Annotated in this window: 21 protein-coding genes; 4 read left to right on the forward strand and 17 right to left on the reverse strand. The window is 39.6% G+C overall.

Annotated features, from left to right (window positions below):
• From UMU13_RS09610 to UMU13_RS09625, 4 genes are all read right to left on the reverse strand, one after another.
• On the reverse strand, positions 1-296 hold a 296-nt coding region (locus UMU13_RS09610), incomplete at its 3' end, for an IS110 family transposase (protein WP_328218704.1).
• Between the two features lie 560 nt (positions 297-856).
• The gene (glnA, locus tag UMU13_RS09615) at positions 857-2,269 is read right to left on the reverse strand and encodes a type I glutamate--ammonia ligase (RefSeq protein ID WP_328218705.1); all 1,413 of its coding nucleotides are present in this window, start codon (positions 2,267-2,269) and stop codon (positions 857-859) included.
• A 34-nt stretch (positions 2,270-2,303) separates the two neighbouring features.
• Positions 2,304-2,642, reverse strand: a complete 339-nt coding sequence (locus UMU13_RS09620) for a P-II family nitrogen regulator (RefSeq protein ID WP_013885931.1) — start codon at positions 2,640-2,642, stop codon at positions 2,304-2,306.
• 607 nt (positions 2,643-3,249) lie between these two features.
• A complete protein-coding gene (locus UMU13_RS09625) occupies positions 3,250-4,878 on the reverse strand; it encodes an AMP-binding protein (RefSeq protein ID WP_442902149.1) in 1,629 nt (542 codons plus the stop codon).
• 535 nt (positions 4,879-5,413) lie between these two features.
• On the opposite strand from UMU13_RS09625, the gene nifJ reads away from it, so the two are divergent.
• Entirely contained in the window at positions 5,414-8,995 is a 3,582-nt protein-coding gene (gene nifJ / locus UMU13_RS09630) for a pyruvate:ferredoxin (flavodoxin) oxidoreductase (protein ID WP_328218709.1), read from the forward strand.
• Positions 8,996-9,399: 404 nt separating this feature from the next.
• Here nifJ and UMU13_RS09635 read toward each other — a convergent pair whose 3' ends face one another.
• The 7 genes from UMU13_RS09635 to UMU13_RS09665 form a co-directional block, all read right to left on the reverse strand.
• Positions 9,400-9,978, reverse strand: a complete 579-nt coding sequence (locus tag UMU13_RS09635; protein WP_328218710.1) for a CDP-alcohol phosphatidyltransferase family protein — start codon at positions 9,976-9,978, stop codon at positions 9,400-9,402.
• Between the two features lie 168 nt (positions 9,979-10,146).
• Positions 10,147-10,881, reverse strand: coding sequence for a FadR/GntR family transcriptional regulator (locus UMU13_RS09640; RefSeq protein WP_328218711.1), 735 nt, complete (start codon positions 10,879-10,881; stop codon positions 10,147-10,149).
• On the reverse strand, positions 10,850-12,103 hold the full coding sequence (locus UMU13_RS09645; protein WP_328218713.1) for a (Fe-S)-binding protein: 1,254 nt from the start codon (positions 12,101-12,103) through the stop codon (positions 10,850-10,852). The genes UMU13_RS09640 and UMU13_RS09645 overlap by 32 nt, the downstream gene beginning before the upstream one ends.
• Before the next feature lies 1 nt (position 12,104).
• Positions 12,105-13,478 (reverse strand): FAD-linked oxidase C-terminal domain-containing protein, encoded by a 1,374-nt coding sequence (locus tag UMU13_RS09650; protein ID WP_328218714.1) that lies wholly within the window; start codon positions 13,476-13,478, stop codon positions 12,105-12,107.
• An 11-nt stretch (positions 13,479-13,489) separates the two neighbouring features.
• On the reverse strand, positions 13,490-14,812 hold the full coding sequence (locus UMU13_RS09655) for a TRAP transporter large permease (RefSeq protein ID WP_328218715.1): 1,323 nt from the start codon (positions 14,810-14,812) through the stop codon (positions 13,490-13,492).
• A complete protein-coding gene (locus UMU13_RS09660; RefSeq protein WP_328218716.1) occupies positions 14,802-15,311 on the reverse strand; it encodes a TRAP transporter small permease subunit in 510 nt (169 codons plus the stop codon). Before UMU13_RS09660 ends, UMU13_RS09655 begins: the two co-directional genes overlap by 11 nt.
• 76 nt (positions 15,312-15,387) lie before the next feature.
• Positions 15,388-16,473 carry a TRAP transporter substrate-binding protein gene (locus UMU13_RS09665; protein WP_328218718.1) on the reverse strand — a complete coding sequence of 362 codons (1,086 nt, stop codon included), beginning with the start codon at positions 16,471-16,473 and terminating at the stop codon, positions 15,388-15,390.
• Between the two features lie 266 nt (positions 16,474-16,739).
• Here UMU13_RS09665 and UMU13_RS09670 point away from each other — a divergent pair, with 266 nt between their 5' ends.
• Positions 16,740-17,213: an LUD domain-containing protein gene (locus tag UMU13_RS09670; RefSeq protein ID WP_328218720.1), complete on the forward strand. Its 474-nt coding sequence runs from the start codon at positions 16,740-16,742 to the stop codon at positions 17,211-17,213.
• Between the two features lie 8 nt (positions 17,214-17,221).
• On the forward strand, positions 17,222-19,354 hold the full coding sequence (gene ldhH / locus UMU13_RS09675) for an L-lactate dehydrogenase (quinone) large subunit LdhH (RefSeq protein ID WP_328218721.1): 2,133 nt from the start codon (positions 17,222-17,224) through the stop codon (positions 19,352-19,354).
• A 222-nt stretch (positions 19,355-19,576) separates the two neighbouring features.
• Here the strand turns inward: ldhH and leuB are convergent, their stop codons facing one another.
• From leuB to UMU13_RS09705, 6 genes are all read right to left on the reverse strand, one after another.
• Positions 19,577-20,653 (reverse strand): 3-isopropylmalate dehydrogenase, encoded by a 1,077-nt coding sequence (gene leuB, locus UMU13_RS09680; protein ID WP_328218723.1) that lies wholly within the window; start codon positions 20,651-20,653, stop codon positions 19,577-19,579.
• A gap of 386 nt (positions 20,654-21,039) precedes the next feature.
• Positions 21,040-22,125, reverse strand: a complete 1,086-nt coding sequence (locus UMU13_RS09685; RefSeq protein ID WP_328218725.1) for an LptF/LptG family permease — start codon at positions 22,123-22,125, stop codon at positions 21,040-21,042.
• On the reverse strand, positions 22,122-23,159 hold the full coding sequence (locus UMU13_RS09690) for an LptF/LptG family permease (RefSeq protein WP_328218726.1): 1,038 nt from the start codon (positions 23,157-23,159) through the stop codon (positions 22,122-22,124). The genes UMU13_RS09685 and UMU13_RS09690 overlap by 4 nt, the downstream gene beginning before the upstream one ends.
• Positions 23,156-23,437 (reverse strand): DUF1820 family protein, encoded by a 282-nt coding sequence (locus UMU13_RS09695; protein WP_328218727.1) that lies wholly within the window; start codon positions 23,435-23,437, stop codon positions 23,156-23,158. Before UMU13_RS09695 ends, UMU13_RS09690 begins: the two co-directional genes overlap by 4 nt.
• Positions 23,434-23,916, reverse strand: coding sequence for a hypothetical protein (locus UMU13_RS09700; RefSeq protein ID WP_328218728.1), 483 nt, complete (start codon positions 23,914-23,916; stop codon positions 23,434-23,436). The genes UMU13_RS09695 and UMU13_RS09700 overlap by 4 nt, the downstream gene beginning before the upstream one ends.
• On the reverse strand, positions 23,898-24,284 hold the full coding sequence (locus tag UMU13_RS09705) for a phage holin family protein (RefSeq protein WP_328218730.1): 387 nt from the start codon (positions 24,282-24,284) through the stop codon (positions 23,898-23,900). Before UMU13_RS09705 ends, UMU13_RS09700 begins: the two co-directional genes overlap by 19 nt.
• A gap of 193 nt (positions 24,285-24,477) precedes the next feature.
• On the opposite strand from UMU13_RS09705, the gene ilvD reads away from it, so the two are divergent.
• Positions 24,478-26,133, forward strand: coding sequence for a dihydroxy-acid dehydratase (gene ilvD, locus UMU13_RS09710; RefSeq protein ID WP_328218732.1), 1,656 nt, complete (start codon positions 24,478-24,480; stop codon positions 26,131-26,133).
• The last annotated feature ends 5 nt before the right edge of the window (positions 26,134-26,138 follow it).

The following is a 26,138-nucleotide window of genomic DNA, read 5'->3' on the forward strand; positions in this document are numbered from 1 at the left end:
CGTTTTAAATTCATCTGTGAGTACCTCTTTATTACAAGAGGATTCGCTACACTTACAAGATAACCACATTCCTTGCTCAAATGGGTTGCTAATCTTAAATGGTATACTCCCGTATTTTCCATCATAAAAAGAACTTTGGAAAAATCTATTTCCTTCTCCTTCTTAATAAAATCATTAAAAAATGATTTTACCGTATTTCTTGTCTCATAACTGGTGTGGCTCTTACCGTCATATACGCTGATTGACAATGTTTCCTTGGATACATCAATTCCCACTACTTTTTCATAGCTCTTCATCGTAAAGCCCCTCATTTTTTTACTTGAGCTTTGCTTTCCTATACGCTATCATCGTAACACATGCAGGCTTTATGCCTAATGTTCCGTTCAGGTTTCGGAAAGCTGAAGGTGGGGACAACATCTCGAACGGTTTCGTTGAACCAATGACAATCATGTCCTTTATCACCTTCAGTGCTCTGGAACCTTATACAACTTTTTAATAGCCTGTTAAACAATTTTTCCTGCTTTCTTAATATACGATGACATAAATTGTTGTCTAACATCCGCCTTGGGCGGATAAATAGAATGTAAACATATTTACTAGTCTAAAAGACTGGTGCTAGCCGCAGTCATTCTTTCGAACAAAGTGAGAAATCTCTACCATATGAAACGACATAGTGAATAAATATACAACTGTGCTTAATATTGGGATATATTCATGCGTAAAAACCCCGATATTAAGATAAAGTATTGTCAAATAGCACAAGTACAAAAATTTTGGGAGGTTGTTAGAATAATTTCAAACATTAACCAAAAAAAAGCGGGGCATTAGCCCCGCTTAGCTGTTAAACAAACATTATTTAAAAATCGAAATACAACATGAACTCATACGGATGAGGTCTCATATTTACAGCATTTGCTTCACTTTCTCTCTTATATTCAATCCAGGTGCTGATAACATCCTCAGTAAATACATCTCCTTTTAAAAGGAACTCGTGGTCTTTTTCCAGTTCATCCAGCGCTTCATCAAGTGAAGCAGGCATCTGAGGAACATTCGATAGCTCAATCGGATCAAGATCGTAAAGGTTTTTATCCATAGGATCACCCGGATCGATTTTGTTTTCAATCCCGTCAAGACCTGCCATAAGCATAGCAGTAAAAGCAATATAACTGTTGCACGAAGGATCGGGGAATCTGACTTCGATTCGCTTGGCCTTCGGAGAAGAATCGTACATAGGTATTCTCAAAGAAGCACTTCTGTTCCTTGAAGAATAAGCCAGGTTAACAGGAGCCTCAAAACCGGGAACCAATCTTTTGTACGAATTGGTGGTTGGATTTGTAAAAGCCGCTAATGCCTTAGCATGCTTAATAATCCCTCCGGTATAATACAGAGCCATTTCACTCAGACCGCCATATTCATCACCGGCAAAAAGAGGTTTGCCGTCTTTCCACAATGACTGATGAACATGCATTCCGCTGCCATTATCCCCGAACATAGGTTTGGGCATAAATGTAGCGGTTTTATTATGTTTTCTGGCAACATTTTTCACAATATATTTATAGAGAAGTAGATTGTCACACTGCTCTAAAAGCGGAGCATATTTAATATCTAGTTCACACTGTCCTCCGGTGGCAACCTCGTGGTGATGTGCTTCAACAATGATCCCCATCTCTTCCATTAAGAGAGTCATTTCACTTCTTATACCCATTAGAGTGTCATGCGGCGGACATGGAAAATAACCCTCTTTGTGCCTGATTTTGTAACCTAAATTAGGACCTCTGTCGGCACCGCTGTTCCAGTTTCCTTCCTCGGAGTCAAAATAGAAAAAACCGCTGTTTGCACTATAGCCGTATCTTATATCATCAAAGATAAAAAATTCAGCTTCAGGCCCGAAAAAAGCTGTGTCAGCCAAACCTGTGCCTTTCAGATAGTTTTCGGCTTTTTTGGCTATATACCGTGGATCCCTTGTGTAAGGTTCTTTCGTGATAGGATCAAAAACATTACATATTAATATTAATGTGGGTATCTCGCTAAAAGGATCAACCTTAGCGCTGGCAGGGTCGGGAATCAGTATCATATCACTGTTATTGATAGCCTGCCACCCTCTGAGACTGGAACCGTCAAATCCCATTCCGTCCTCAAAGACATCTTCCGTAAGTTCATGAGCAGGATAGGAACAATGCTGCCACAACCCTATAAAGTCCATAAACCTCAAATCAACAATTTTAATATTGTTTTCTTCCACAAATTTCAAAACTTCTTTTGGAGACATAACTCCTCCTTTTCCTTTTTTAATTAGTATTTATCTACAGAGCCTCTTCTCCGGTCTCTCCCGTACGGATCCGCACAACCTCTTCAACAGGTACAACAAAGATCTTACCATCTCCTATCCTTCCGGTTTTTGCAGCTTCCATAATAATTTCCACCACATCTTTCGTCATCTCCTCTGGAACAATGACTTCCACCTTGATTTTGGGGATAAAATCGATCACATATTCAGCACCTCTGTACAACTCGGTGTGCCCTTTCTGCCTGCCGAAACCTTTTACTTCTGAGACGGTAATACCTTTGATACCATACTCCGTTAATTTTTCCTTTACATCATCAAGCTTAAAAGGTTTGATAATTGCTTCAATTTTTTTCATCCATACCTCCACGACCATTATTTTATTATAAACAATTTTTGTGCCAAAATCTCCAGTAAATGCTCAATAATCTTAATATATCTCCAATACAAGCAAATCCGCGATAATTTGAAAACTCAGCAAATGAATCTCAAAATTCACTGCCGTTTTTTTAAGCATGATGTGATTAATTTTTATCCAGCCTATTATGTGACTTTTTATTCTGAGCATTAATATGTCACAGAAAGCTCAGTTTTTATTTACAAATCTTATATTAAACTTTCAAATTCCTGAAAACATTTAATTCTCATATGGGTAACGAATCAATTTCATGAGTCTTCTTGACAAGTTTTTCTGCCGTCGCAATATCTGAACTTATTTACTCCCAGCTAAAAATCGCAAACAACTGGCTTTTAGTGGAATCTTTTGCCTCTTTTGTATCCTGCTCTGCAAGAAGTTCAGCGCTCTCACCTCCCTGAATCCTGCATAAGCCCTGTAAGATTGCTCAGATTGTCTTCATTGTATTACTGCCCTTTTAACGGCCTGATTAAATTTCTCTCACTTTTACATTCCTTGAGAGATACGTAATTTCCTACTTATCTATTTCCCTATCTCACAATCTCTCTGCCTACCTCTCCTGCAGACTGTATTTTTCAATAGCCCTTTCCCGAAGCTTATACTTCTGAATTTTACCACTTGCCGTCATTGGATATTCACTAACAAATTCCACATAACGGGGAATTTTATAATCCGCAATCTGTTCTTTACAATATTCCATTATATCCTTTTGTTTAATTTTGTCTTCATATTCTTCATAAATTTTCACAAATGCCATAATCTCTTCACCATACTTCTTGTCAGGTACCCCCACAATCTGTACATCTTCCACGGCTGGGTGTGTATAAAGAAATTCTTCGATTTCCCTGGGATAAATGTTTTCACCGCCTCTGATTATCATATCTTTTATACGTCCGGTAATAACATAATTCCCCTCTTCCGTTTTAACCGCTAAATCGCCTGTATGGAGCCATCCTTCACTGTCAATGGCTTTTGCAGTTGCCACCGGCATTTTGTAGTAGCCTTTCATAACGTTATACCCCCGGGCACACATTTCACCCTGGACACCCGGAGCACATTCTCTGCCAGTTTCCGGATCCACAATTTTAGCCTCAATCCCCGGCAATTCCCTGCCAACAGTAGAAACACGTACATCAATGTCGTCATCCACCCGGGTTTGTGTAATACCGGGCGAAGATTCCGTCTGTCCATAAACAATGGTAATATCCGTCATATTCATTTTATCTATCACCTTGCGCATAACCTCAATAGGACAGGTTGAGCCTGCCATTATACCCGTTCTTAAATGTGAAAGATCAAAATTTTCCTTTTCAAGCAGCTGAAGCTCCGAGATAAACATTGTAGGAACTCCGTGTAAAGCAGTACATTTCTCTCTCTCCACTGATTTGAGAACTTCCAGAGGGTTGAATGATTCAACGGGGATCATTGCTGCTCCGTGCGTCTGACACACCAGAATACTAAGAACCAGCCCAAAACAGTGAAAAAAAGGAACCGGAATACATAATCTGTCTTTATCAGAAAATCTCATACATTGGCCTATTGCATACGCATTATTAAGGAGATTGTGGTGTGTAAGCATCACACCTTTTGGAAATCCCGTCGTACCTGAAGTATATTGCATATTGATAACATCTTGATATGAACATTCATCTTTTTTCGCCTTCAGTTGTGCATCGGATATATCCTCGCCTATTTTGTACAGATTGTAATAATCAAACATACCGGTATGCTTTCTGTCCCCGATGAAAACAACACGCTTCAAAAATGGGTATTCTTCAAAATTAAGCTCCTGGTCGCTGGTTTCTTTCAATTCAGGTAAAATATCGTAGACGGTTTCCACATAATTCTGCATTTTAAAACCTTCAACCAAAAACAGCATTTTCGCATCGGACTGCTTTAAAATATAGCTTAACTCCCTCGATCTGTATAAAGTGTTCACAGTCACAAGAACTGCGCCGATTTTGGCCGTGGCATACAAAAGCAGAACCCACTCCGGAATGTTATGAGCCCATACCGCAATATGATCACCTTTCTTCACACCCAGCTTAACAAGACCTTTTGCTAACTTGTCTGTTTCCTTATCTAGTTCTTTATATGTAAGCCTCAAATTCCTGAAAGGATATACCAAGGCATCATTTTCCGGATAATTTTTTGCAACCCCTTCGAGCAGTCCGCCCATAGTTTGTTTAATTTCACTGAAACCTTCCACAAAGTCCTCCTAACTTGTTTTGTCTCACCAAACAAAATACAATCTAATTGAAACTTTCTACCATTTATATGAATAATATTCAATAATTTTCAAAAATTCGTAACTGCCGAAACAAAAAGAATGACAACAGCAATAATATCAGGAAGTTAATATAATTCCGTTTTAGTTAAACCCCTTTATTGCACCTCCTCTCATTAGTCCGCCCCGAAAATATTACAAAATTTAAAATGAGCAAAACAGTTAACAATAAGTTTCACAAACCTGTATAAAAATAAGGCGATAACAAATTTTTCAAATATACTTAAAAGTGCATTCCAGAGGGCAAAAAACGTTGACGGCTGCTGTTTGCAATGTTATAAAACAGTTTAATATTATAGTTATGTCTGTTAAAAAATTAACAAAAGATTAACTATTATTAAAGTACCATTAAGGTAGTTAGCAATTACCCGAACGTACACAACTAATCAAAACAGATTTTGTTGAGATATCAAATTAAGGAGGAACTATGTCAGAGCGAAATTTTGTAAACATTGACGGTAACACTGCAGCAGCCCATGTTGCACATGCTGTTAATGAAGTAATTGCCATTTATCCTATAACCCCTTCTTCGGATATGGGAGAAAAGGCTGATGAAAAAAGTGCAAAAGGTGAAAAAAATATCTGGGGTTCTGTACCCAAGGTTGTGGAAATGCAGTCAGAAGCCGGTGCCGCCGGCGCATGCCACGGCTCACTCACAACAGGGGCACTAACAACCACTTTTACAGCCTCTCAGGGGCTGCTTCTTATGATACCGAATATGTATAAAATAGCCGGAGAACTTACACCGGCGGTGTTTCACGTTAGTGCCAGAGCTATAGCATCACATGCTCTTTCCATTTTCGGAGATCATTCCGATGTTATGGCATGCAGACAGACCGGATGGGCAATGCTGGCTTCAAATAATCCCCAGGAAGTTATGGATTCAGCACTGATAGCCCAGGCAGCTTCTCTTGAATCACGTGTACCATTTCTTCATTTCTTCGATGGTTTCAGAACTTCTCATGAAATCAGAACAACAGAAGAATTGACCAAAGACCAGATGAAAAGCATGATCTCAGACGAGCTTATTGCTAATCACAGAAAAAATGCGCTTAATCCTGAAGACCCAACTATCAAAGGTACCTCACAGAACCCGGATGTTTTTTTTCAAAGCCGGGAAGCAGTAAACAAATATTATGATGAATGCCCACAAATTCTCCAGAAACAGATGGACAAATTTTTCGAACTTACAGGACGCAGGTATAACCTCGTTGATTACGCAGGTCATCCTGAGGCAGAAAAAGTTATAATCATAATGGGATCCGGAGCCGATGTTGTGGAGGAAACCGTTGAGTATATGGTTTCCCAGGGCGAAAAAGTCGGTGTTATCAAAATAAGATTATTCAGACCGTTCCCTCTTGAAGCTTTTGTTGATGCTCTTCCCAAAACAGCTGACAAAATGGCAGTTTTGGACAGAACAAAAGAACCGGGAGCTCTCGGTGAGCCGCTTTATCTTGATATAAGAACGGCTATCGGCGAAGCTATGCAGAAAAAGATGATTTCCTACGACGGATACCCAACAATAGTAGGCGGAAGATACGGACTTGGCTCAAAAGATTTTACCCCGGCCATGATAAAGGGAGTTTTTGATAATCTTGATAAAAAAGAACCTTTGAACAATTTTTCAGTGGGAATCAAAGACGATGTAACAGACAGAAGTATCGATTATAATCCAGAATGGCTTACACCCCAGGACGATGTTTTCAACGGAATGTTTTTCGGTCTGGGTTCGGACGGTACAGTAGGTGCCAACAAAAACTCGGCAAAAATCATCGGTGATTTGACCGACAACAAAGTTCAGGCTTATTTTGTGTATGACTCAAAGAAAGCCGGATCAATGACCACATCTCACGTTAGATTTGGTCAAAGGGAGATAAAGAGTTCATACCTTGTTCAAAAGGCTGACTTTATCGGATGTCATAATTTCGCATTTTTGGAGCATTACGATATAGTCAAGAAACTTAAAAAAGGCGGTACATTCCTTCTGAACAGCTTTCATTCAAAAGACGAAGTATGGGACAAGCTTCCTGCAGAAGTTCAGAAAGACTTGATAGAAAAAGAGGCGAAATTTTACGTTATCAATGCCAATGATATCGCAGAAGAAATCGGTTTAGGTCCCAGAATTAACGTTATCCTGCAAACGGCATTCTTTAAAATTTCAGAAATTCTACCATTCGATGAAGCTGTCAAAGCAATCAAGGAAACCATTAAGAAAACTTACGGAAAATACGGCGACGAAATAGTTGAAATGAATAACAAAGCAGTTGACGCCGGAGCCAATCAGCTTCATCAGGTTAAAGTACCTTCTTCTGTAACCAGTGATATTAAAATGAAAAAATATATTGACGACCCGAATGCACCTGAAATCGTGAAAAAAGCAATAAGCAAAATGGTGGCTTACGAAGGCGATGACGTACCCGTTTCCTGGCTGCCTGATGACGGAACATACCCGACCGGTACCTCTAAATATGAAAAGAGAAACATTGCATTACAGACACCGGTATGGGATCCCGAAATATGCATTCAGTGCGGCATATGCTCCTTTGTTTGTCCACACGCCACAATCAGAATGAAAGTTTACGATGAAAGTGAATTGAAAAACGCTCCTGAAACATTCAAATACACGGACGCCAGAGGCAAAGAGTTCAAAGGGATGAAATTCAGTATTCAAGTTGCCGTGGAAGACTGCACCGGATGCGGAGCATGCGTTTATAACTGCCCTGCAAAAAGCAAGACAGATCCCAAATATAAAGCGATCAATATGGAGCCTCAGCCTCCATTAAGAGCTCAGGAAAGAGAAAATTTCAAATTTTTCCAAACCATTCCGGAGCTGGATCCGTCCAAATTTAACAGAAACACACTGAAAGGAAGCCAGCTTACACCTCACCTGTTCGAATTTTCCGGGGCATGTGCAGGCTGCGGCGAAACCCCCTATGTAAGACTGATGGCCCACCTTTTCGGTGACAGAGCACTTATTGCAAATGCCACCGGATGTTCATCCATTTACGGCGGTAATCTTCCCACAACACCCTATACAAAGAGACAGGACGGAAGAGGACCGGCATGGACAAACTCGCTTTTTGAAGATAACGCAGAAGTGGGTTATGGTATGAGTCTTGCAGTTGAAAAATCAAAGGAATTTGCTTTGGAACTTCTTGATGAACTCAAAGATGATTTAGGGAGCAAATTTGTTGATGAAATAGTAAATGCAGACCAAAGCGAACAAACCGGCATTGAAGAACAGAGAGAGAGAATTGCAAAACTCAAAGAGAAACTGAGTGTGATAAATAATGAAAAATCTAAAAAACTTCTGGAAGTAGCAGATGCTCTTATCAAAAAATCCATATGGATTTTAGGTGGCGACGGCTGGGCTTATGATATAGGTTACGGCGGACTTGATCACGTGCTCGCTCAGGAAAATGATGTAAATGTACTCGTACTTGATACTGAAGTTTACTCAAACACAGGCGGTCAGGCTTCAAAAGCCACATCCATCGGTTCGTTTGCAAAATTCGCTTTCGCCGGCAAAGATCTGGAGAAAAAGGATCTCGGTATGATAGCAATGACTTACGGACATATTTATGTGGCCAAAGTTTCTCTGTCCAATCAGGCACAATGTGTCAAAGCATTTAAAGAAGCCGAATCTTATGATGGGCCTTCCATGATAATAGCTGATTCACATTGTATCGCTCACGGAATCGATATGTCCAAAGGTGTTGAACAGCAAAGGACAGCTGTTAAGAGTGGATACTGGATGCTGTATAGGTTCGACCCAAGGTTGAAAGCTCAGGGCAAAAATCCTCTGCAAATAGACAGTAAAGAGCCTTCTGTTTCAGTAGCTGAATATATGAAGTCCGAAAACAGGTTCAGAGCCGTGGCAAAAATGTTCCCCGAAAGAGCCAAAGAGCTGGCTGACATTGCCGAGGAAAAGACGAGATTCAGGTTCAACCTGACCAAGCAGTTGGCAGAGAATATAGACTGCTCCAAACAAAACGATAATGAAGAATAGTAACAACACTAAGGAGGGGATTTCCCCTCCTTTTTTTTATTTTATGGGACATTATCTTTCGGGAGCTTTGCGCAATGTAAAAGCTTTGAAAACAGGTTAACACATGTATGAACAAAAAAAGGATTCCTGACAGAAGGTAGTATAAAATGACCATGTATAATTTAAAAAAATTTAGCTGTACCGAGGAATTTTCAGCTGGTGATTTCGGGGGTTCTATTTCAGTGTTGACGAAGGTTTAATGTTGAATGCCAAATCAACCAATATACAAATACACCACTCAACGACTCAACCAATACACCACTTCTCTACCTCACTATTTCACCAGTTCACCAATAATAATACGCCTCTTTTAAAAGATTATTATGTTTTTGGGGGCTTTTTACTCTCTTGACTGCAACTTGTTATCATGAGTACTCTTCATTTTTTGTCATATAATCAATGCCGTCCAATGTGTAGGACACAATTGCAGCTGTAATAAATCCGATTGTTGCCATTGCAAGGTAGTTGACAAAATGAGCAAACATTCCGGTAAGATTGGAAACAAGCAAAATCAGAATGGTCAAAGATTCCATAAACGTGGCCATTTTACCGAATATATTGGGCTGAATATTGACTTTACCTTTAAATAAATAAATTACAGAAATTCCCAAAATTGTGTAAAATTCTTTAAGATAGACAAAAAACAGGAAAAAGGAACTGATCTGAACAGGTAAATCTGAAAGATAGATGGCCACAAAACCGCCTATTATCATAATCTTATCAGCAAGCGGATCAAGAATTTGACCAAGAGGAGTTATCATTGAAAGTTTTCTGGCAATAAAACCATCCAGAAGATCAGTAAAGGCAGCTATAGAAAAAACAATAAATGCCTGCTCAATTTCCCCCCTGCTTAATTTCAGTATAAACAAAGGCAAGAGGATGATTCTTAAAATAGTTAATGTATTAGGAATATTTAACATACCGTTTTTTAAATATAATTTCATGAAAAGTAAACGTAAAATTCGTTAAATGTTGTGAAAGGTAAGATGTGATACGTTAGACGTGAGACGTCGAAACGAGCATTAATTTTACAATAGTTTACTTATTCAAGTTTCGCACCCACTGTCACTGAAGTCAAACGTTGAGATTTGAACAATAGAATGAGCTTTATTTCAGGAATCTTCGAGACTTTCTTTTTGTTTACCTTTATTAAATATTCTTTCCAGTTCCTGCTCTATATAATTCATATGAACAAGCATTTTGCCATAGGCAAGGTCGGGATCTTTTGACTTTATAGCATTAAATATATCAGTATGATGTCTGAAAAGCAATTCGTGGCTGTCCGGCTTGTTATGCATTCTTGATCTAATTTCATAACTGACACGCTCAATCCACTGATAAATATTATTCATTACGTGAACAAGCAACACGTTATGGGTTGCATGGGAAATGGCAAAATGAAAATTTGTATCGGAAATATAGCCGATTTGACCGTGCTCTTTGGCTATTCTCATCTCTTCCAGAAATTCAAACATGTTATTAATTTCTTTTTCAGAAGCCCTTTCTGCAGCTGCATAAGCCGCCCATGTTTCCAGTATCTTACGTACTTCCATAAGATCAAAAATGGCATCATCACGTTTTACAAACTCTTCGATAGCATTATCGATTGATGTGGCTGTTATGGATTTAACATACGTTCCGCCGCCCTGAACCTGCTCCAGATATCCCTGTGCAACCAGCTTGTTCAGAGCCTCTCTCAGTGAAGGCCTGCTCACACTCATACTCTCGGCCAAATCCCTTTCAGGAGGAAGTTTCTGACCGGGTTTAAGCTCACCGTTTAAAATCAAATCCCTTATTTGAAAATATATTTCGTCGCTAATTCTCTTCGGTTTTATCTTCTGAAACATCTGAATCGATCAGCCCCCTGTAAATAAGCTCAACAGGATGTAAAACATCCGCCTCACCGCCCTCACGAATTATACCATCGGTTAATTGCATAGCACAGCCGGGACAAGGTGTAAACAACTTTTTGACCTTCTCTTCACGAACTTCTGCAGTCTTATTCTTAACAATATTTTTTGACGAATCATAATTCTTTAAATTAAAAGTACCGCCGAAACCACAGCAGGACTGATCTTTCAGTTCGTAATAATTTTCAGAAATATCAGTTATAAAGTTTTTCAGAAGTGCATCTTTGGAGTGATTGTAGTGACATGGTATATGCAGTGAAGTCTTCTCCAAAGTCAATTGCTTCGGTGATAAGCCTATCACTTCTTTTAAAAATACCAGGATATCCATCTCTTTTTTGTCAAACGTTTCATGTGCAACCGTTTCCCCCATGTCAAACAGGCCATATGAACATGTGGGACAGCATGTTATAACATACCCTGCATCAAGACTTTTAAAAAGCCGCCTGTTTTCATCAACCATTTTGGCGTAAAGTTCCATATCACCTAAAGTTGCAGCAGGAATACCACAGCACTTATTCACATCAGGAACATATACCGATACATTCAGTTTTTTCAGCAACTTTACAATAGTCTCTCCCCAATGTTTGTACATATAATTTACTGCACAACCGGGATAAAAGATAACGCAGAATTTTTCATTTTCCGCTTGATGGAAACCGGCATAATCGTCACAGAAGCTCTTTTTAGCAAAGGAAGCAACATTACGTGAATATAAACCAAATAACGGTTTAAACACATCATCTTTCACCTGCTTACTGCCGAATTTTAAGCCAATATGCATAAGCGGAGATATTCTGGACAGCAGTTCAGGTTTCTCCATGACTATTTTTAAAACAAATTTGCCCCAGGAAGGCAGCTTTTCAACTTTTCGCAAAGCGCTTTTTGCTCTGAGAAAAATTTCATCAGTTTTTACACCGCTGGGACAGTTATTTTTACATCTGCCGCACATCAAACAGTAATCAATGTATTTTAAAATACGGGAAGCGTCTTTTAAATTACCTTCATATACCGACTCTATCATCGATATTTTGCCGCGGGCTACGGACTGCTCAAAGAAATCCTTTTTGTACAGCGGACAGTGAGCCTGACATGTACCGCATTTCATACACTTTATAACAAGCTCTTCCAGCTCTTTGAGTTCCTTTACAAGATCTTCCATGTTATAAACCCATTTTTCCGGGATTCAGAACATTTCCTGCATCTACACCTTTTTTAAGATTCTTCATAAATTTCACTGTACCGCTGCCGTATTCCATTTCCAGATATTTGGCTTTTGCAGTGCCTACCCCATGTTCTCCGCTGAGTGTACCTCCGAGGTTCAGTGCAACGGAGAAAATTTCATCCACAGCTTTCTCAACACGCAGCATCTCTTCCTTATCTCTTTTATCGGTAAGAATTGTCGGGTGAAGGTTGCCGTCACCGGCGTGGCCGAAAGTACCTATAGTAATTTCATATTTTCTGGAAATATCCATAATAGAAGACATCATGGAGGAAATTTTGCTTCTTGGAACGGTTGCATCCTCAAGGATAAGCGTCGGTTTTAATCTCGCAAGGCTGCTCAAAGCCTTGCGCCTGGCTTCCCATATTTTATTTCTGGATTCCTCATCTTCCGCTGTTTTCAGATGTCCGCCGTTTTTCTCACAAATATATTTCACCTTCTCAAATTCATCAGCCACTTGTGCATGATGTCCGTCAATCTCCAGCAGCAACAGCGCACCCGCATCAACCGGCAGCCCTATTGCAGTGGCTTCCTCCACTGTTTTGATGGTAAAATTATCCATTAGTTCCATTGTGGCCGGAAGTATATTCTCAGCAATTATTTCTGAAACAGTGTCACATGCTTTTAAAATATTATCATATATGACGAGCATTGACCGGGAACTCTCCGGCGGTGGAATAAGTTTCAACACAAATTCTGTCATAATTCCCAAAAGGCCTTCCGAGCCTGCAAAAAGTCCCGGCAGATTAAATCCCGTAACCTGTTTTACAGTTCTGCCTCCGCCTATAACCTTATTAGCTTCAGCATCAAAAAGTGTAAGCCCCATCAGATAGTCTTTTGTAACACCGTACTTTAAGCCTCTGAGTCCACCGGCATTCTCCGCCACATTTCCTCCAATAGTGGAAATATTCATGCTGCCGGGATCCGGCGGATAGAAAAGACCTGCTTTTACTGCTGCATTTGCAATATCAGTTGTTACAACACCGGCATCAACTACGGCGTAATGATCAGCCTTATTTATCTCTTTTATTTTGTTAAGCTTCGTTGTAAGCAGGACGCAGCTGCCTTCAAAAGGTAGCGTTCCTCCGCTTAGATTTGTCCCTGCCCCTCGTGTGACAACAGCCAGATTTTCTTCATTACACAACCTGATAATTTCAGGGATACACTCCGCATTTTCAGGGGCAACTACAACCTCAGGGAAAACATTACTTTTAGCAAAAGCATCAAAGCAATAACCTGATGTTTCCTCAGGGGAGATAAAGCAGTTTTCTTTGCCAACAATCTTCTGAAACTTTTTCAGCACACTTTTTTTCAATTCAACCCCCGTTAATTCATTATCAGGTCAGGCAGCCAGGTAACAATTTCGGGAAATATTACGATCAGAACCAAACCAATAAGCTGCAGAATCACAAAAGGAATAATCCCTCTGTAAATATGACTCAAATGCATCCCTTCCGGTGCCACCCCCTTGAGATAAAATAAGGCATAGCCGAACGGAGGAGTCAAAAATGACATTTGCAGATTTACACAGACAATCATTGCAAACCATAAAGGATCGAAACCGAGCTGATTTACCGCAATGGGAGTAAAAATAGGCACACAAAGCAACAGTATCCCGAGCCAGTCCACAAACATTCCAAGTAAAAACATGATAAACATCATAATTGCCAGGACAACCCACTTGTTAGAACTAATGGAAAACAGCAGCTTTTCAAACATGTCACCGCCGCCAAGTCCCATAAAAATTGATGTATAAAAGTTTGCACCCACAAATATCAGCATAACCATACATGTGATTTTAAGTGTGGAGTACGCCGAGTCTTTAAAAAACTTCAGGTTGGCTCTTCTGTTCAATATTGCAAGTATAAGTGCACCAACTGAGCCCAAACCGGCCGCTTCGGTAGGTGTTGCAATACCTCCGGCTATACTGCCCAGCACTGCAAAAATAAGAAACAGCGGTGGAAGCATTGATTTCAGTGTCATACCAATTTTTCTTTTTAATGTATGGGTTCTTTCTTCCTTTGGCAAAGGAGGGCCGTATTCCGGTTTAAAATAACATAGTATACCGACGTAAATAATGTAAAGGATAGACAGAGTAATGCCGGGGATAAAGGCCGCAAGGAAAAGTTTTCCCACAGACATGCCTATAAGACCGCCGTAAACAACAAGCATAATGGAAGGCGGGATAAGTATACCCAGAGTCCCTCCTGCTGTAATAACCCCTGCGGTAAGTTCCTTCTTGTAACCTTTGGAAAGCATTGTGGGAGCAGCAAGAAGACCCATGGCAACCACCGAAGCACCTATTATCCCTGTGGTAGCTGCAAAAACAGTACTGACGACAATAGTTGCCATAGCCAGACCGCCTCTCACCGGCCCGAAAACGATATACATGGATTCGTATAGATCCTCAGCAACCCCGGATTTATCCAGAAACTGGGCCATTAAGATAAACAAAGGTATAGCCACCAGAACATAATTTGTCATAAGACCATAAGTTTTACTGGTCAGTATAAAAAAAGCTCCGGGGCCGTAACCGATTAAACCGAAAATAATCCCCAGTCCGCCCAATGTTATACCAAGAGGATGACCAAGGAACACTGCAATTAAAAGTACGACAAACATCGCTATAGAAAGAAAATCAGGCCCCATACTTTTCTCCTGTTTTTATTTTATAAATCGCCTTAAGAAACTCTGCTATTCCCTGAAATCCCAATAACAAAAAAGCTACAGGCATAACTGTCTTAAAGGGATAAATAGGTGGCGCCCACGGCGATTGGCTGTGCTCAAGCATCTGCCACGATTGAGAGGTAAAAGTTATGGAAGATACAACTGCAAAATAGATAAAAGGGAAAAAGAAAATTATATATGTAAACAAATCCAAAAAACCCTGTTTTCTGGGTGACATATTTGAGTAGAAAATATCTATGCCTATATGCATCTTATGCTTCAGCGTAAACCCGAATCCAAGCAAAAACATTACGGCATATAACATGAAACTGAACTCAAACCCCCATATAGTTGGGCTTCCGAAAACTTTCCGGCTTATAACCTCAAATACGACAACAATCAGCAGCACATAAACCAGATAGCTGATTATTTTCCCTAAAAACTCACTTATTGAGTCTATCAATTTAATTAAAGCTGACATTATAATCCCCTGAGAATTATTTGAAAATACAATAAATTAAAGGAGGGCATAAACCCTCCTTCAACCTTCTTTTCAATTATTCGTAATGTTGACCAGCCATATAGTCTTCATACGGATATGCGGAAACACCGCTCTTAAGTTCCTTCCAGTTCGCATACAAGTCTATAAAATCTTCCTGAGATGCAAGAACTTTATCAAGGAAATCACTCTTTTTCCTCAAGCCGTCAAGATATTCCTTAGTTGTCTTTCTAAGTTTGTTAAGGGATTCTTCACTGAGTTTATTAAATTTCACGCCTTCCTTTTTGTATTTAAGGATAGACTCGGCATTCCCCTTCTCAGATCTTGCTATATCCCACATCTGTGTTTCAAGGGATGCAATTTTCAGAGCCTGCTGCAGGTTTTCAGGGAGGTCGTCCCATACTTTCTTGTTTACTGTGAACATATTCTGAACAAAAGTCTGGTGCCAGCCGGGAACCATGACATTCTTAGCTATATCCTGAAAACCCATTGGATATGTTACAAAAGGAGTACTGAATTCTGCAGAGTCAAGAACGCCCCTTTCAAAAGCAAGGTAAATTTCTCCGCCGGGCAGTGGAGTAACAGAAACACCCATATCTTTCAGAATATCAGCGCCCCAGCCGACTGTCCTTACTTTCTTTCCTTTAAGGTCGCCAACTTCCTGCAGAGGTTTAGCTGTGAAAAAGCCCATCTCCTGACCGGAGTTTCCACCCAAAAGAGGAACCAAACCGTATTTACCGTACAATTCTTTTGCCAGCTTCATACCTTCTCCGGCAATCATCCATGTGGAAAACTCAAGATTATTCATCCCGAAAGGAACAGAAGCAAAAGCTACAAAAGCCTGATCTTTGCCTTTCCAGTATCCTGGCCATGCAAAACCCATTTCAGCAACCCGGTTTCTTACTGCATCGAATACCTGAAAAGCAGGTACAATAGCCCCCGCAGGGTAAACCTTAATTTTGATCTGGCCGTCTGTAATCTTTTCCACGGTATCTGCAAAATGCAGAGCCGTATCGTGCCATGGTATCCCTGTAGGATAAGTCTCAACCAGTTTCCAGTTATAAGTCTTCTTTTCTGCAGCGGAAACTGTTAAAGCAAAAATCATCAGAACCATTGTTAAAACAAGTAACAATTTCTTAAACATACAAACCTCCCAGTTTTTAAAGTTTTACCATTATTTGGTATGACCATTTTTAACAGACAAAATATCTTTGTCAATACTTTTAATTCAAATTTCATAAATTTGTTTTAATTTTTCCAATCAAAATAGTTTAACACCATTAATCTATTAAGCAAATATTAACCATTTTAACAAATAAATAAAAACTATATTGTCTCTGTTTAAAAAAATAGGTTGACTTAGCCAACCATTATTATTAAAATTGGTATTACCAAATAAAGGAGTTTTTTATGCCCGACTCAAAACTCGAACAATTTATCAAAAACTCACAAGCGGTGGAAAACGAAAATTTTTGTTTATCAAAGAATGATTTATTAAAAAGCCTGGATGAAGTGCCCTTTGTTCATTTGCCATCATTTGAGCAGTATAAAAGATGTGAAATAGATAAAAACGGCATTTCCACAGCCTGCATTGAAGCTGACTGGGGAGTGGCAAATAGTGGAACCGTAATAATTGACAGCAGCAAAGAAGAAATCAGACTCGCCTCTTCTTTGGCTGAGCATTTGCAGGTGGTTCTTTTAAAAAGCAAATTAGTAAATACAATTTTTGACATAAAAGACTACATGAAAAATCAAACGGAAAAGGACAATGCTTATATTGCCTTTATCACAGGCGCAAGCAGAACAGCGGATATAGAACGCATATTGACAATAGGTGTCCATGGCCCGGTTAAAATGACCGTTTTTATAATCAAAGAATTATAGGTGGCGTTATGAACTCATTCAAAAATAAGATTAACAGTAAACTCAGCGATGAAATCCTTTATAACAATCTGAAAAATTTTGCCGCTTCTTATAAAAAATCACGCTCAGCGGCTTTAAACGGACTGGATTTTGAAAATCTCAGAATGGAAATAAACAACAAACGGACTTACTCCCCTGAATATCTGGAGACTCTGTTTCAGCGTTTTAAAGATAATGCTGAAAAAAGTGGTGCCAGGGTTTTCAGAGCAAGAACCGGTACCGATGCATGCAGATACATTACAGAGGTATGCAAAACTCACGAAACAGAATATATCGTAAAATCAAAATCCATGACATCTGAGGAAATAAGGCTCAATGACTATTTGGAAAAAGAAAATTTAAAACCTGTGGAAACAGATTTGGGAGAATGGATACTTCAGATTGCAGGAGAACACCCCTCCCATATGGTAATGCCTGCAATACATAAATCCAGAAAGCAGGTAGCTGAAATATTCAGCAGGTTTACCGGAAAAGAGATAGACAAGGATAATATCGATGAAATGGTAAAAACGGCAAGAGAATTTCTCAGAGACTACTACTTTAAAGCCCGTGTTGGTATCACCGGAGCTAACGTTGCCGTTGCCCAAACAGGCGCTATTGCCACAGTAACCAATGAAGGAAATGCCAGGCTGACATCAACTGTACCACCTGTCCATATTGTTTTACTTGGATATGAAAAACTTGTTGAAGATTTCGATACTGCTTTTGATATAATTAATTTACTCCCCAAAAGCGCTACGGGTCAGAATATCAGCACCTACGTCACCTGGATGAAGGGTTGTTACCCTTCTGCCAATAACCAGACAGATATCAAGGAAGTGCATTATGTTTTTCTGGATAACGGTCGTCTTGCGTTTTTTCAGCACCCTGAATTCAGAGAAGCCCTGAAATGCATTCGCTGCGGCAGTTGTGCAAACATATGTCCGCCTTACGAAATGGTCGGGGGTCATGTTTTCGGACATATTTATATCGGAGCTATAGGGCTTATTCTTACAGCCCTTTACGACGGGGAAGCAAAGGCAAAAGATATACTGAAACTGTGTATTGGCTGCAAGGCCTGTTCTTCAATATGTCCGGCCGGTATAGATCTTCAAAGCATTATTTCAAAACTCAAAGTGATTATTGGCGAAGAGTACGGCATCAACCCAGTGAAAAAAACCATCTATTCCTCTGTAATTCCAAATTCCGGAGTTTTTTCAACAGCCCTTAAAACCGCTTCCTATTTTCAAAAGCCGCTTATAGCAAAAGACGGCAGACACCTGAAATCCATCCCATTTATGCCTAAGAGTAAAGATTTCAGAACTCTCCCTGCAGTGGCCTCATCTTTCTTTACTGAAAAATTCAAAAAAAATTACAAAAGGCAGCAGGACTTCAAAAAGAAGGTACTGTTTTATCCGGGATGTGCTGTGGAATATTTTTATCCGGAAATGGGCGAATCACTAGTAAAAATCTTAAACAAAGCCGGTGTAAAGGTTGATATACCAGGCAAACCTGTCTGCTGCGGTCTGCCTGCAATAGCTTCCGGGGATGGAAAAGACGGAAGAAAAACTATTCACAGAAACCTGAAACAAATGGGCAACCCGGCAGATTATGATTCTTATCTTGTGCTCTGCCCGAGCTGCGGAATGGCTGTAAAAGAAGAATTTCCCGAATATACAGCAGACAACCCCGATTTATATAAGCTTTCTACAGAAATCGCACAAAAAACATTGTCGCTTGGAATGTTTTTGAAAAAAGAAAATATCAGCCTCAAGGTTAAAAACGGGGTGAAAGTTACATATCATACACCCTGCCATCAGGCCAGAGGACTCGGTTCTTCTGCCAGCGAGATGCTGAAGGAAATCCTCGGGAACAATTTTGTCGAGCTTGAAGACAGTGATGTATGCTGCGGTTTCGGCGGCACCTATTCCATTGACTTTGCAGGGATTTCATCCGGGATACTGAATAAAAAAATAGAAAATATCAGAAAAACCGAAGCAGAAATTGTGGTTACAGATTGTCCCGGATGTATTATGCAAATCGAAGGCGGACTTATGAAAACAGGAATCGACATCAAAGTAATGCATCTGTCACAGTTTATTGATGAATATATAGAAATATAAGAGCAGAGTGAGTGAGGAATTTGAATTTTTTACCTCCGAGCTCTGCCTTGCGCAGAACAATATTGGCAAAATAGTTAGGTAGCAACTTAGTGAAGTGGGGAATTAGTGAGATAGGTTAAATTCCTCCCAATGTTCTCCTCACCACTCACCACTCACCACTCACCACTCATTACGCATAACACGTCACGCTTCACGCATAACGGTATTACGCCTCACGTCATTTCAAAGCTTTTCAAGTATAGCATCGGCAAATTCTGTAGTTGGTACCCTTTTTTCAGAATTCTTGCCGTAAAAAATATCCCCCGTTCTATAACCTTCGGCAAGCGTTTTCTCTATTGCGCATTCAATATCCGTAGCTGCCTCATCCATTCCGAACGAATATCTGAGCATCAAAGCAGCGGAGAGAATTTGCGCTGTGGGATTGGCAATATTCTGCCCTGCAATATCCGGAGCAGTCCCGCCAATAGGCTCATAAAGTCCGAAGCCCTCCTCATTAAGGGATGCAGAAGGAAGCATGCCCAAGGAACCGGTTAGCATCGCTGCCTCATCACTTAAAATATCACCAAACATATTTCCGGTAAGGATTACATCAAACTGAGAAGGATTTCTGACAAGCTGCATTGCTGCATTATCAACATACATATGGCTGAGCTCTATATCAGGATACTGTTCATCCCTCAGTTTGGTAACGACTTTTCTCCACAAAACACTGCTCATGAGGACATTAGCTTTATCAACACTCATAACCTTTTTCCCTCTTATTCTTGCAGCTTCGAAAGCAAGCTTTGCTATACGTATTACTTCATCTTTCGAATATTTCATTGTATCCACAGCATAGGTACCGTCTTCCGATACATACTTAGGCTCGCCGAAATATATGCCGCCTGTCAATTCTCTGAAAATTGCGATATCAATACCCTCTTCAAAAAATTCCTCTTTAAGGGAGCATGCCTGGCTCAGGGGTTTAAACACTTTAATCGGCCTGAGATTGGCAAAAAGCTTAAAATGCTTTCTCAAAGGCAGAAGCGCTCCCCTTTCCGGCTGCTTTTCAGGAGGAAGGTTTTCCCATTTCGGCCCCCCCACAGACCCGAAAAGTATAGCATCGGAATCCTCACAAATCTTTAATGTCTGCTCAGGTAATGGGGTGGAAAATTTGTCTATTGCAATACCGCCGACATCAGAAAAGCTGTACTCAAATGTTTGTGAATATTTTTCTGCTATACTGTCCAAAACTCTAACTGCCTGCTCCATAACTTCCGGTCCTATACCGTCTCCAGGCAATACTGCTATTTTATACATAAACTACCTCCGGATATTTAATTTTTAGAATATTACCAAAGTTTTCTTAGCGGATAAAATATGGTATTTTTTTAGTAAAGTCAAATCAGATTTTTTTCAATAATACTTAATTCAAGTTTCGCACTTACACTGTTTTCACGTCTTTGTTCACCCTGTTAAATATCAGCTTCGCTGATTGCCTGTGGCATTTAACAGGGCAGGGAGTGAAAACGACGAAGCAATCTCACTATTTTTCTTGTTTTGAGATTGCCACAACCCTGTTTACACAGGGTTTCGCAAGGATGACTATGGCTAGCACCAGTCTTTTAGACTGGTAAATATGTTTAACATTCTATATATTCGATAGAAGCGAATGCTATACAAAACGAAGTGCGAAACTTGATTACTTAATTATTCCCATGCTCTTTTTTATAAAGCATGAAAACAATAGGCAGGGAAAAGATAATATGAGGGATAAAATTCGCCAAAAAGGGTGTTATAATACCTGCTCTGCCCATGGACTCACAGGAGGCCACCGCAAGCCAGAACCCGAAACCTGCGAACATTGCCCTTGCGGCCAGTGTAATATAAGAATGTTGTCTGGAAAAACTTATCGTAAGCGGAACAATTAAAAGAATAAGGACAATGATACTTAATGGATGAGCAAATTTATTATAGAAAAGAAGTTTATATTTATCAGCATTCAGCCCTTTTGACCGATAAAGACCGATGAGCCTGTTCAACTCATCCAATGTAAGAAGTTTGGGATTCGTATTAATAATAGAGACGATATTATTATAAGCCTCGCTTTTAACAACCTTTGAGGAAACATTATCCATCATTTTTGGAATATTTGTTGTATCGTAAACCTTATAATCCTTTAAAATCCATTCTGAACCGCTATAAACACCACGATCAAAATCTACAATTTTAACAATTTTCCCCTCAGAGTTATAGAAGTATTCCACAACATTCACCAGTATTTTATCAACTGGATCCACAACAGAAACGTTGATAAAGCGATTATCCGACTCCTTTACCCACAAATCGGAAAGCTCTCCTCTTGGGTTGTACTCTTTGCCTTCAATAACTTCTTTTTCGTATTTATCCCTGGCAAATTCGATTTCTGGATTTACATATTCACCGATAAAAAATAAAAAAATCCCCACAACCAAACCTGCCCCGAAAAAAACAGCCGCTATATTCCTAATTCTGCCGCCCAGACTCACATAAGCCAAAATCTCATGATTTTTTATCATGGCAAGGACAGTAAATATAGTCGCAGCAATAACGGCAACCGGCATGGTCTGATATAGGGAGTAAGGCATTTTCATAAGATCGAAAATGAGTATTTCGAGAACGCTGCTATTATATTCACTGATATATTCTGTATGCTGCAATACTAAAAAAGATGTGTAAATTACAAGAATAAATGCCTGAACAAAAATAAGTTTTCTGAAAAACATTTTTATAAGATATCTGTTGAATATCATTTAAAAACCTTTTTAATCATTATTACAGCAATTATCGAAAAAATAATGTTTGCAATCCATGCAGCAAGAAAAGGATTAATCACATCTATCATATTTTCAGAAAAAATCAGAATAAGGTTATACAAAAATACTACCACCAGCGAGAAAAAAACTCCCAAGGACTTGCCAGCCCTCTGAAAGAATGAGCCGAATGTCAGACCAAGTGCGGCCATAATAAAAGCAGCAAAGGGAATGGCAAAACGTTTTGAAAACTCAAATTTATATATTTTTTCACCAAAGTTTTTTACTAACTGGGATAAAAACATGAAACGCTCACCCTGTATTTCAAAATCTTCCATCACGGGTATAGGTATCCTTACCTTAAAAGCATTGAACCCTATTTTTGAATAGGCCTCACCCGATTTTTTCATCAAAGTTCCTTCACGGAAGTCAAAAACAATCTCACTTTGGTCAGTTGTAATAATATTCCCTTTATTGGCAGTAATCACATAGCCCTGCCTTTTATCAACCACTATCAACTGCCCAAACGAATTCTTATCAAAAATTTTCTTCACATAAATCAGTACGCCGGGAATATCTTTATAAAGCTGTTTCTCTTTGAGATCATTTATGGACACTGATTTGGCAATCTGTTTCAGATTCCCGACCGCTGCTTTATTTCCCAGTGGCATTAAATAACCCGTCATAAGTAGTGTTAAAAAGGCTGCAAAAACACCAAAAATGAAAACAGGCTTAAAAATTTGTCTGAACCCTGCACCGCTTGCCCTGATCACAATCAGTTCCGAATCAACAGACATTCTGGAGAAAATGATAAGAATGCTCAAAAGTGTAGCAGTGGGTATCGTTATGGCAAGAAAAGATGGAAGATAATAAATCACAGTCTGAACAATAAGGTAAGCGGGAACACTCTTTGCAAAAAAAAGCTCGGCAAGCTGAACCAGTTTATCAAGAAGCAGCAGGAAGATAAAAAAGATATTCCCCAGTATAAAAACCGGCAGCACCTGCTTTAATACGTATTTATCAAAAAGATTCATTTATTTTTATCGTGCAGTTTTATTACAGGTGTCTCTTTTTCCAGATTCACATAATCAATTCTGACAATGGAATTAACCGGCAGATAAGTGCTCTCTACATTCTTAAACTCATTTCTTATTTTATCTTCATTGGGCGTCACAAGAATATCCGATTCCCCCATAAACATAATGCCGCTCACTTCTATAAGTCCTAAAAAAGATGAAGGATTCACAGTGCCGGCATACAGCGTAAGAATTTCCTTGTCCTGATAAAACTGCAATTTGTATATTTTTCTCATGATTTAGGCCTTATTTTTAACTTCACTTTCCCATTTTTCATATCGATGTTGACATCAACATTATCGTACCCTTTACTTTTCAGTTTATCAATTTTGGATTCAATGGCATCCACAACTTTTGATTTGTCGTATTTTTCCGGAATTTTATCGAGTTCTTTCTGATAAAACGGCCTGGTGCTGCCTTTAACAGTCTTTTTGTCGGTTATTGGTTTTCTTGCACCCTCATACTCCATCATTTTTCGCGACCACTTTTCTCTGAAAGTGATATATCTTGCCACGAGATTGTTAAACCTGAATCTCAGAGTGGTATTTGTGAGCTGAGTAATATTGTATTTTTTTATCAGTTTGTTTATCTCTCTTTCGTACACAATGGGAGGGTGTTGTTTATTTCCGGCAAAAAACTGCGTATACTCAAAGTTGATCATCTTAATAAGATTTTCAAATCTGTCCAGATCTTCCCTTACTTCCTTCGGGTCCAATATATATACCTCATATCCGAATTTGTGGAAAAAACGTCAAATAAGACGTTAACAATAGAAATTATCAGACTTCCACCTATTGCGGTCCAGAAGCCGTCCACAACAAAGCCGCTGATAAAAAACGAAGTAAGCTCCAGAACAATAGCATTAACAACTAAATAAAACAGTCCAAACGTTACAAGCTGTAGCGGCAAAGTCATAAGCAGGAGCGCAGGCTTTACAAACGCATTAAGAGCCGTCAGCAAAAGAGCACTTATCATCAGCGTAAGAAAGGTGTCTATCTGTATATGCTTGAAAAGTACAGCAGCCAGCCCCACCCCTATTACATTAACAAAAATTCTGTAAACAATAAAATGCACCTTGTTCATAATTAATAGTCTAATGAATTGATACAAAAATGTAAAGTTAAAACGTTTTACCACTCAACTACGCAAACAACACACCAACTTCAACCCGGACGTTTAAAAAATAATCCACCGAAAAGCGATAATATCTTGAAAAAAAGATAATCATGTGTTATTTTTCTAAACAATTTTAAGTTTAGTTAAACAGGAGTTTTTTATGCGAAGTGATGAAATCAAAAAAGAACCTTCCAGAGCGCCACATAGATCGCTGCTTTATGGTACCGGTGTACCCAAATCAAGCATGGACAGGCCTTTTATCGGGATATGTTCAAGTTTTACAGACCTCATCCCCGGTCATTCGGGAATGAGAGATCTCGAACGATGGATAGAAAAAGGGGTTCATACAGGAGGCGGACACGGATTCATTTTTTCCGTACCGGGAATTTGCGACGGAATAGCAATGGGTCACATGGGGATGCACTACTCACTTCCCAGCAGAGATGCCATTGCCGATATAATAGAGTGTGTAATTGAGGCTCACAGACTGGACGGTGTTGTGTTTCTCACCAATTGCGACAAAATAACTCCCGGAATGCTTATGGCAGCAGCCCGGGTAGACGTCCCTTCCGTATTTGTAACTGCCGGACCTATGTTAAGCGGAAACTGGCGCATGCAGAGAAGATCTTTTGTTCGCGATACATTTGAAGCCATTGCAAAATACAGAAGCGGGGAAATAGACGGTGAAGAACTTGAACATCTTGAAATGTGCTCCTGTCCCTCTCAGGGCTCTTGTCAGGGACTTTATACGGCCAACACAATGGCATGTTTAACGGAAGCAATGGGTATGAGTCTTCCCGGCTGTGGTAGCGCACTGGCGGGACAGGCCAAAAAGAAAAGAATCGCTTTTGACTCAGGAGTCCAGGTTTGCAATTTAGTTAAAGACGATATCAAACCAAAGGATATACTGACAGAAAACGCTTTCCACAATGCCGTAACTGTTGATCTTGCCCTCGGCGGCTCAACAAACACAGCTCTTCATCTGCCGGCAATTGCCAATGAAACCGGTTTCAAACTGGATCTGAATCTTTTTGACAAATTGTCAAAAAGCACTCCCCACATAACCAATCTCAGACCCGGCGGAGAATATTTCATGGAAGACCTTGAATATGCAGGCGGCATACCTGCCGTTTTAAAAAGTCTGAAAACACTGCTAAAAGATAACATTACAGTAACGGGCGGGAAAATATATGAATCAGCAGATAGTGCTGTATGTTTTGATGAAAATATTATAAGAAATATTGACAACCCTTATCATAAAGAAGGAGGTATAGCCGTCTTAAGGGGGAACATTGCCCCGGACGGTTCCGTGGTAAAACAGTCCGCAGTCGATAATGAGATGCTGAATTTTACCGGCACTGCCAAAGTCTATGATTCCGAGGAAGATGCACTTTCAGCAATTATGGAAGGTGACGTTAAAGACGGTAACATTGTTGTCATCCGTTATGAAGGCCCAAAAGGCGGACCCGGCATGAGGGAAATGCTCGCTCCGACTGCTGCTATTACAGGCATGGGGCTGAAAAAAGTGGCGCTGATAACCGACGGACGTTTTTCCGGAGGTACACGGGGGCCATGTATTGGGCATATTTCACCGGAAGCGGCTGAGGGCGGAATTATATCACTTGTCCAAAACGGAGATAAGATCAGCATTAATATTCCCGAAGGAAAAATAAATCTGGATGTTGATAAAAGTCAGCTGGAAGAAAGAAAAAAAGAATGGGTAAAACCCGCCCCGAAAATTGAAAAAGGATATTTGGCAAAATATTCGATGTATGTTAGCAGTGCAGCAGAAGGGGCAATATTCAAAAAAAGTTAATATTA

This window comes from Flexistipes sp., from assembly GCF_036172515.1.
GTDB lineage: Bacteria > Chrysiogenota > Deferribacteres > Deferribacterales > Flexistipitaceae > Flexistipes.